This is a genomic window from Terrisporobacter sp., assembly GCF_017888745.1.
GTDB lineage: Bacteria > Bacillota > Clostridia > Peptostreptococcales > Peptostreptococcaceae > Terrisporobacter.
This window is the reverse complement of the sequence record NZ_JAGHFM010000032.1, coordinates 1-9,414: the sequence shown is the minus strand read 5'-3', so window position 1 is coordinate 9,414 and position 9,414 is coordinate 1. Positions and strand designations below refer to the sequence as shown.

Genomic DNA, 9,414 nt, shown 5'->3' with positions numbered 1-9,414 from the left:
GTATAGAAGATGCTTATAGCTATTTTAATAATGAGAGGTTATTTGCAGAAAAATGGCTAGAAGCTACAAGTAGTCAACAAGAACAGTCTTTAAAAATGGCCACTAATCAAATTAAAAGGTTGAATCTAGTCAAAGACATAGATTTTAATAATGATGATGTTTTAAGAGCTATATGCGAACAAGCATTATATTTAATTGAAACTCAAAACTCTAATAGAAGTAAATTAATAGAACAAGGTGTAACTTCTTTTTCAGTAGAAGGACTTAGTGAAAGTTACGATACTAGCAAAATAAAATCTAGTGCTATAAATAAAGTTTGTAGTGAAGCTATGGCATACCTTAGACCTTATCTAAGAGGGAGTTATGAAATATGTTAGAAGATTATATGACTATGAAGGTTATTTATAAAAAGAAAGTTGGACTCAATGATTATAATGAGCCAACATTTGAAGAAAAAGAAATAGCTTGTAGATTAGTAGAAAAGTTTAAGCAAGTTACAAATGAGAAAGGTGATATAGTAGTTACAAGTAGTGTTATACAATGCACTGAGCCTATTAAGGTAGGTGACTATATAAATAATATGAAAGTAATAGCTATAAACTCTGCTACTGATTTAGAAGGAATTATAGGATATAGAGGTTATTTACTATGAGCATAGAGATAAAAGGATTAAATGAATTAAATGCTAAATTGGGTCAAATAGCAAAGATTGCTCCTAAAGCTACTGCATCTGAATTAGCAGATGTAGCTTTAGATTTAGGAAGCAAGTGTAGTGATGCTGCTCCCATTTTAAATGGAGATTTAAGAGGTGATTTAGCTAATCCTAGAAAAGAAGGTGATTTAGATTGGAAAGTAGGTTCTGATTTACCTTATACAGCAAGACAACATGAGCATACTGAATATAGTCATCCTAAAGGTGGGGGCGCTAAGTTCTTAGAAAAACCTTTTAGAGAAAATGTTAATAAATATATAGATGCAATAGGAGAAGCTATAGTAAGGAATTTAAAATAATGAAAAACATATTAAATTATTTAAAAGAAAATGGAATAACAGAAACTATTACTATAGGTAGTTTGAGAGATGGAAATGGAGTAGGCTTATTTAGTACTAGTGGACTAGAGCCTACTTTTTATTTTGATGATACTACTACTGAACATAAAGGGTTGCAAGTTATAGTAAGAAATGAAAGTTATGCTAAATGTGAAGAAGTTATAAATAGTATATTTAGTTTATTAAATAAATTAGAAGGTTATAAGCCTGAACAAAGTCCTTTTTCTTTAGGAAAAGATGAAAAAGGCAGAAGTGAATTTAGTGTTAATTACATAATTATGAAAGAAGGTGTTAAGTAATGGCTTTAACAGGAGAAAAAGGTGCAATTAAGACTGGTGAAAATCAGATAACTAAGATAGAAAACTGGAAACTTAATATAAAGGCCAATGAGGTAGATGTAACAACTTTTGATAGTGAAGGTTGGGAAGAGACTGAAATCTCTACAAAAGGATATGAAGTATCTATGGAAGGTATATTTAATAAATCTGATAAAACCGGTCAACAAGCTATAATGACTGCTATGGCTAGTGGATCAAGTTTACCTATATCTTTATATATAGATAAAAGTGCATCAAAAGCTGATTTTACTGGAAATATTAAAATTACAGGAATAGATGTAGAAGTTGCAACAAAAGATAAAATTAAATTATCAATAAAAGCTAAAGGCACTGGTAAATTGACTGGACTAGAAGAATCAAGTTTACCGGCATAGGAGGAATATTAATTATGAGAAATAAAGTTGTAAAAATTGGAGATAGAGAAATATTAGTTGTAGAAAAGAAAATAAAAGAATTAAAGCAATTATCTAAAGATATTTCAGTAAGTTTTAATGATTTATTAAAAACTGATTTAGATAATAAGACAACTGATGATGTATTTAATGTTATATTTGAACAGCTAGAGGATAAGATAATTATACTATTCCCTCAGTTAAATGTAGAGGATATAGAAGATGCATATGTATCTGAATTAGAAGCTTTATTATTGGCATTTATAGAGGTAAATTTTACAGGAGCAAAGAAGGTTATTTCTCAAGTTATGAAATTAGCATAGAGGAATTAGTTTTCTTTGCTCGAGAATACGGATATAAAAAGACTGATATCGAAGAATTAACAATTAGAGAAAAAACTGAAATGTATAATAGTGATATAGCTGTATATTCAAAGGAGATAGACTATTATTTAGATATAAGTAAATTTGCTAAGTTAGGTTTATGGATAGCTCAATTATTAGGTGCTGAAATAGACAATGCACAGGAATTTATCGAAAGTCTTATAGGAGAAGTTCCTACATTACAAGAAAAAAGGCAACTTACAGAAGATGATCTAGAGTTAATTGAGTTTGCTAAAAAAAATAATCTTAACTATAAGATAACTAATAAAGGTATAAAAATAACTAAATAAATAAAAAATCAATTTTCTACACCATTCTACAAAAAGGATAATATATAATTACATTGTAATGAAACTATATATTGTTTTGAGGGGGAGTAAAATAATGTTAAAAAAATTATTAAGTTTAGTTTCAGTTGGAATTATATCTATATCTTTAGTTGCGTGTAGTAGTTCGCCGGAAAATAAAAGTGCTAGCGGTAATGATCAATCACAAGAACAGAGTAAAGATGCTTCTAAAAATAAAGGAACTACTTATGAAGTAGAAGGGGCAACAACAGAAGATTCTGGAATAACTCAAACAATTAAGGAAGTAAGTGTGTTTGATAATATGACAGATGCAGTTAAAAGTTATAATCAAAATGAGATGGTAGTTACTGATGAAAATAAAGATAAAGTAACAGTAGTAGTTAATTTTGAGATAAAGAATGATAATGATTTTATGATTTGTACTTATCCAGCTCAAGCAACTTTTATAACTAATACTGGGGAACAAGTTGAGGCTGATATGCTTGCTAGTGAAAGTTTTGATGGTGATATACATGAAGGTGTAACTAAAGAAGGACATGTGTTATTTAATTTAGACAAAACTTCTGTAGAGGACTTAGCTAGTTTTAAGATGGCATGGAGTTCAAACCATGAAAATGGAACTGCTGATAATTACGACGATGATTATTATAAAGATAATAAACTTGAAGTGAATTTAAAATAAATACTTTAAAAGTAGTAGATTCAATATCTGCTACTTTTTTTATACTCAAAATAGAAAGCGAGGTGAGAAAATGGCTACTATAGGTGAGTTATTTGTAAAATTAAATGCTAACACCTCTAATTTCGATAGGGGCATGGATCAAGCAAAAGGAAAAGCAAGTGGGTTTGGTAGTGTTCTGGGTTCGATAAGTAAGCAAGTAGCATCATTCATGGTTTACGATGTAGGTAAAAAGCTTGTTACTGGATTTTTAGATGCTACAAAAGCAGGTATAGATTATAATGCAACTCTCGAAACATCTCGCATAAAATGGGAAACTCTTTTAGGAACTCAAGAAAAAGCAAATAAAATGCTTAAAGACATAGAAAAGTTTGCTGCAACAACTCCTTTTGAAAAAATAGGAGTAGATAAAATGGCAGGATTTTTACATAATGCAGGATTTGAAGGAGAAAAATTATTTGATCAATTAACTAAATTTGGTGATATAGCTGGTGCATTTGATGTGCAATCAGACTCATTGCAAGAAATGGTTAGGCAATATTCTCAAGTACAAAATGCGGGTGTAGCTTATACAGAAGATTTAAATATTTTAGAAGATAGATCTATACCTATAATGAAAAATATAGCAGCTGTTATGGGAGTCCCTGCAGATTCAATCAGAAAACTAGCGTCTGAAGGTAAAATATCAGCGGATATATATAATCAAGCATTAGATAGAATTGCCAAAAGTTCAGAAGGAGGTATGTCTAAACTATCAGAGAGTTTTAATGGTATAAAGTCTACTATTTCTGATACAATAGGCCAAATAAGTGGTATTTTAGCTAAACCTATATTCGATAAACTTAAAGAAGGTGCAGTTCAAGTAAGAGATGTATTAGATAAAATCGCAGAGTCATTAGGTTCAGAAGCTGGATTTATGGGAACAATCCAAAGATTTGCTCCTGGAATTGAACCTTTCGTGCAAACTGCAATAAGTATATTTACTACTATGGGAGAGTCTGTAGGAGTTATAATTCAATCTATGACTAACTTTTGGAACGAACACTCTAGTTGGTTAATGCCTTTGATAACCTTTGTATGGGGATTTATTTCTAACGTTATACTTAATACTATAACTGCGATAGGTACTATAGTTCAGAGTGGATTAGCTGTAATAGATGGAGTAATTAACTTTTTCCAAAACTTATTTAAAGGCAATTTTCAAGGTTGTTGGGAAAGTATAAAACAGATTTTCTCTAATGCAATTGCTTTTGTAATAAGCTGGATGCAAGTAAATTTTGTTGCAAAAGGTATAAGTTTAGTTAAAAATATGGCTACTGGTATTCCTAATTTAATTACAGGATTATGGAATGCTGGAAAGAATTTATTTAGCCAAGGCGTTTCAGCTTGTATTAATTTTGTAAAAAATCTACTTAGTGGAGCAACAAGTAATTTTAATACTTTGAGAACATTTGGAGCTAATGCATTTCAAGCCTTATGGTCTGTGGCTAAAACAATGATGTCTAATTTATTAAATTCTGTAATTAGTAATATTAGACAGGTACCAACTACTATAAGCAACTTTATGAATCAAGCTGTAAACGTACTAAAAGGAATTAATTTATTCTCTATAGGTAAAAACATGATACAAGGTCTTATAAATGGTATCAAAAATATGGCTGGTAATGTAGTAGGAGCTATTACTAGTGTTGCAGAAGGCGCAGTAAAAGGTGTAAGAAAATTCTTAGGCATAAACTCACCTTCGAAAGTATTTATGCAATTTGGTAAATGGACTGGAGAAGGTCTTGCAATAGGTATTGATGATGAGAATAATCGAGTTGCTAAGGCTAGTAAAGGATTAGCTAGTAGTGTCATAGGTGGATATAATGCTAATTTAAGAGGAATTAAGACTAATTCAAATAATAACACACATGTTGTTTTAGAACCTAAGCCTGAACAAGTACCTATAATAATAAATATAGACGGAAGAAAAGTATTTGAAGTTATGTCACCTTATATGGGTAGAGCAGTAAGGGGGTTATAAAATGACAACTATAAACAATAAGGAATTAAATTTATTTGGAATAAGTAAGGTTATTACATTTACCGCCAGTCCTAGTAATTATAATAACAATGGATTTTGGAATGAAGGAACCCTCAAGCCTATTAAAGGAAGAAAAACAGAGACTTATAGGCAGTTGAATACAAAATTTTTATTTAAAGGTGAAAATAGAGAATTAATACTAAAAAATATAAGTAGATTCATAGAAGAATGTAAGGATTGTATATTTGAAAGAGATAATTTATATTATGAAGTTGAAGTAAATAATAGCAAAGAACCTGAAATTATAAATACAACTACATATATATTAGAAGTAGAATTTAGTGTACTGGATGTATATCAAGATGAAAAGAGTATTACAACCACACAAAATACTACTATTAGCATAAACAGTCCTAAACCTTGCTATGCAAATCTAGAATTATCTGCTGATACTAATGTAATTAGTTATACAGTAACTATTAATGATACTGAAATAGTAGTTAAGAACATAAAAGGAAATGAAACTATTTATATTGGCTCTGGCAAGGTTATAGCAGGTGGTAAATCTAAGATAAATGATGTTGAGATGTGGCAGTTCCCTATATTGGAACCTGGTACAAACAACATAACAGTTAATAGAGCAGATGTAAATTTAAAAATAAAATATAATGAAAGATGGTAGAGCCTATAGGGTTCTTTTTTTATATTCAAAATTGGAAGGATGATAAATTATGTTAAAGATAAATAAAAATATTACGTTAAATGCTACAAGTGAGATAGAAGGTCAAATAGCTGTTTATATGAGTGCAAGCATAGGAACTGATGGAAATACAAATGCAAATATAAATAAAAGTATAGCAAATCAAGAACTTTACACTGCTAATAAAGTAACAGTAAGAGCAGATATGAAACAATTTGAAGATGAAGTATATAAAGTAGAAGATGAAAATGCAACATCAAGAAAGGTAGGTAAATAATTATGATATTAACTAATAGAAAAATAGTAAATGATTCAAACTTTTTAGGAACTTTAACTCATAAACAACTACCGATTAAAGTATCTTATGCAATAGCTAAAAACATATCTAAAATTGAAAGAGAGTTAGAAATATATAATAAAGAAAGACAAAAATTAATAGATAAATACTGTGTTAAAGATGAAGAAGGAAAAGCTATAATAGATGAAAATAATCAACTTAAAATAGCTGATGAACATCTTGATTCTTGGAGCAAAGATATAAATGAGCTATTAGATATAGAAATTGATATAGATATACATAAGTTTAATAAAGATGATTTATTAAATAGCAACTGCGATATGACTCCTGCAGAACTTATGTTAATAGATTATATGATAGAAGAATAGTAGAAAGTAGGTAAGGACATGTTAAAGTTATATAATAAAGAACATAAGGCTATTGGTGTTCTTACTAATTTAAAAGATTATAAAATAGAATACTTACTTAGTGGAGAGGACTTAACAGAGTTCTCTCTTTCTATTTGCGATGAAAATATACACCTAGTTGAAGAAGAAGGATATGTAAGGAACAAAAATAATGAGTATGTAATTAAAGCAATAGACCCAGCACAAGAGTTAAAAAGATATTCTTGTGTAGTTAATATAGAAGATATAAAAGGTAAGTCTATAGCTAATTTTGATACAAGTAACAATAATATTACTGAAACGATTAGATTAGCTATAGCTGGTACTGGCTGGGTTTTAGCAGATAATAATATATCTAAGAGAAGAACTGTAAGACTTAAAAATACTAATGCTTTAGAAGTACTTAGAGAAATTAGGAAAGTATTTAGAGTTGATTTTAGGTATGATGCTATCAATAAGATTATTTATGTATATGAGCAATTCGGAAGTGATAAAGGAGTTTATTTTAGTGATGAACTAAATTTAAAATCTTTTTCAATTCCAAGTGATACATATGATTATGCAACTAGATTATATCCATATGGTAAAGATGGATTAAATATAGCATCTGTAAATGGTGGCAAAGAATACATAGAGAACTTTCAATACTCAAATAAGATTATAGAGTTAATATGGGAAGATAACAGATATACAGATGTAAATAGTCTCAAAGAAGATGCAGAAGCTAAACTAGATGAACTATCTAAACCTAAGCGTAGTTATCAAGCTGATATAGTAGATTTAGCAAAACAAAGTGAAGAATATTCATTTTTAGATTTCTTTTTAGGTGATACTATAACACTGTTATCTAAGAAAGAAAAGTTTAGGGATAAGCAAAGAATAGTTAAGTATATAGAATATCCTAAGAATCCTACTCAAAACACTTGTGAATTAGGAAATACACAACTTACTTTTGAAGAATTACAAAAGGAAAATGAAGCTAAAAATCAAGTTGTTGATAATATCACATCAGATAATGGAACATTAGATGGAAGTAAGGTTGACAGTATAACAACAGAACAAATAAGTGACTTTGAAGCCGAAGTTGCTAAAATAACTGACTTAACGGTAATAAATGCAGAAATAGCTAATTTAAAAGCTGAGAATGTTACTATAACTGGGAAGCTTTCAGCTATAGAGGGTGAATTTGGAACACTAAAAGCTAATGTAGGGGTTATAGATAAGCTTACAGTAACTCATACAGCTCAAATAAATGACTTAAAAGCTAATAGTGCTACTATAACTCAACTAGAAGCTGTATCCGCTAAAATAGGTACAGTAGAAGCCGAGGTTGGTAAAATAAATACATTATTAGCTGGGAATATAACTGGGGAAAATATCCAAGCTGGTGGAATAACATCAGATAAGTTAACAATAGCAAATGGATTTATTACAAATGCTATGATAGATAGTTTAGATGTAAGTAAAATTAATGCAGGTGATATTAGTACTAGCAAATTCAGAATTAAATCTGATGATGGTGGAATTGAGATAGTAGGAGCAACACAACAATTTAAAGACAAGAATAATAAAGTAAGAGTTCAAATAGGGAAAGACTCTAAAGGCAATTTTAATTTTATTATTCGTGGAGAAGATGGTCAAAGTGTTCTTATAGATCATACAGGAGTTAAGGCCAATGCAATAGCTGATGATTTAATAGTTAGTGGTATGATAGCAAGCGATGCTGTAGGAGAAAAGCAAATTAATTACTCAAGTTTTGCTACTGGATTTAATAAAGATACCAACACAAGTACTATTAAATCTACTAAGATAATGCTAAATAATCAAAATCAAACACTAGAAGTAGCATTCAATAGTCTTAAGACGCAAGCAGATGGAACTAAATCATTAACAGAATCTCATAGTACTACTATAGGAGTCATGCAAGGTCAAATAACTACTGCTATTAACAATACTCAAATAGTAAAAGATGGTCAAACTATATTGCTTAAGGATGATTATAATAGGACTGTAGCTACAGTTGATTCTATGAAGTCAACTATAGGAAGTCATACAACTACTATCAATGAGCATACTGGTAAAATTACAGGAGTAGAAACTAGAGTTAATACAGTAGAGAGAGACTTAAATAGCATTACTCAAAGAGTATCTAGTACTGAAACAAAAGTAACTACAGTTACTAATACTGCAAATACTGCGAATACTAATGCTACAAATGCATTGAATACTGCAAATAGTGCTAATAGTAAGGTTGATGGATTGCAAGTAGGTGGAAGAAATTTAATTTTAAATAGTAAAACTATATTGCTAAATGGTTCTGACAATGGAAATCGAAATTGTTCTACAATCGAAAATGATTGTGTAAAAATATCTCCTATAAATAACGGTAATGTATATAATACAGAAGTAGCCACATCAGAAACTAAATTTAAAAATAAAACATATACTATATCTTTTGATATATTAACTCCTACAACAATTGGATTTTATTGGTATCCTAGCGAAAACTACAGCAAAGGTAATTATATACAAGCAAGTGACAAGTGGCAAAGAATATCTTTTACATATACTCAAACTGGTGATGATAAAAAGGGTGCTGTTTTATTTGGATTTTGGGGATTAATTGGTGGCAATATATATTATTATAAAAATCTTAAATTAGAAGTTGGTACTAAAGATACTGACTGGACACCTGCTCCAGAAGATATACAAACACAGATAGATGCAAATAAAACTGAAATATCTTCTACTAAATCAAAAGTATCTACTATAGAAACTAATCTAAATGGAATTACTTCAAGAGTTAGTGCTGTAGAAACGAATCAAACAACTACTGGTAATAAGGTAACAAGTTTAG

General features: G+C 29.6%; 13 protein-coding genes. All 13 read left to right on the top strand.

Annotated elements, in window-relative coordinates:
• A partial coding sequence (locus J7G74_RS01305; protein ID WP_297130815.1) for a hypothetical protein occupies positions 1-377 on the top strand: 377 nt, incomplete at its 5' end.
• The gene (locus J7G74_RS01300; protein ID WP_297130812.1) at positions 371-652 is read left to right on the top strand and encodes a hypothetical protein; all 282 of its coding nucleotides are present in this window, start codon (positions 371-373) and stop codon (positions 650-652) included. The genes J7G74_RS01305 and J7G74_RS01300, both read left to right, overlap by 7 nt.
• Positions 649-1,011 carry a hypothetical protein gene (locus J7G74_RS01295; protein ID WP_297130809.1) on the top strand — a complete coding sequence of 121 codons (363 nt, stop codon included), beginning with the start codon at positions 649-651 and terminating at the stop codon, positions 1,009-1,011. Before J7G74_RS01300 ends, J7G74_RS01295 begins: the two co-directional genes overlap by 4 nt.
• Positions 1,011-1,349, top strand: a complete 339-nt coding sequence (locus J7G74_RS01290) for a minor capsid protein (RefSeq protein ID WP_297130806.1) — start codon at positions 1,011-1,013, stop codon at positions 1,347-1,349. Before J7G74_RS01295 ends, J7G74_RS01290 begins: the two co-directional genes overlap by 1 nt.
• Complete coding sequence (locus tag J7G74_RS01285; RefSeq protein WP_297130803.1) at positions 1,349-1,762, top strand: phage tail tube protein; 414 nt, start codon at positions 1,349-1,351, stop codon at positions 1,760-1,762. Before J7G74_RS01290 ends, J7G74_RS01285 begins: the two co-directional genes overlap by 1 nt.
• 14 nt (positions 1,763-1,776) lie before the next feature.
• Positions 1,777-2,103 (top strand): hypothetical protein, encoded by a 327-nt coding sequence (locus tag J7G74_RS01280; protein ID WP_297130800.1) that lies wholly within the window; start codon positions 1,777-1,779, stop codon positions 2,101-2,103.
• An 80-nt stretch (positions 2,104-2,183) separates the two neighbouring features.
• A complete protein-coding gene (locus J7G74_RS01275; protein ID WP_297130797.1) occupies positions 2,184-2,453 on the top strand; it encodes a hypothetical protein in 270 nt (89 codons plus the stop codon).
• Positions 2,454-2,547: 94 nt separating this feature from the next.
• On the top strand, positions 2,548-3,153 hold the full coding sequence (locus tag J7G74_RS01270) for a hypothetical protein (RefSeq protein ID WP_297130795.1): 606 nt from the start codon (positions 2,548-2,550) through the stop codon (positions 3,151-3,153).
• Between the two features lie 70 nt (positions 3,154-3,223).
• Positions 3,224-5,173: a tape measure protein gene (locus tag J7G74_RS01265; RefSeq protein WP_297130792.1), complete on the top strand. Its 1,950-nt coding sequence runs from the start codon at positions 3,224-3,226 to the stop codon at positions 5,171-5,173.
• 1 nt (position 5,174) lies between these two features.
• On the top strand, positions 5,175-5,855 hold the full coding sequence (locus tag J7G74_RS01260; protein WP_297130789.1) for a phage distal tail protein: 681 nt from the start codon (positions 5,175-5,177) through the stop codon (positions 5,853-5,855).
• Between the two features lie 49 nt (positions 5,856-5,904).
• Positions 5,905-6,150, top strand: coding sequence for a hypothetical protein (locus J7G74_RS01255; RefSeq protein WP_297130783.1), 246 nt, complete (start codon positions 5,905-5,907; stop codon positions 6,148-6,150).
• 2 nt (positions 6,151-6,152) lie between these two features.
• A complete protein-coding gene (locus tag J7G74_RS01250; RefSeq protein WP_297130779.1) occupies positions 6,153-6,539 on the top strand; it encodes a DUF1617 family protein in 387 nt (128 codons plus the stop codon).
• Positions 6,540-6,557: 18 nt separating this feature from the next.
• Positions 6,558-9,414 (top strand): phage tail protein (locus tag J7G74_RS01245; protein WP_297130776.1); only part of this gene is annotated, 2,857 nt, incomplete at its 3' end.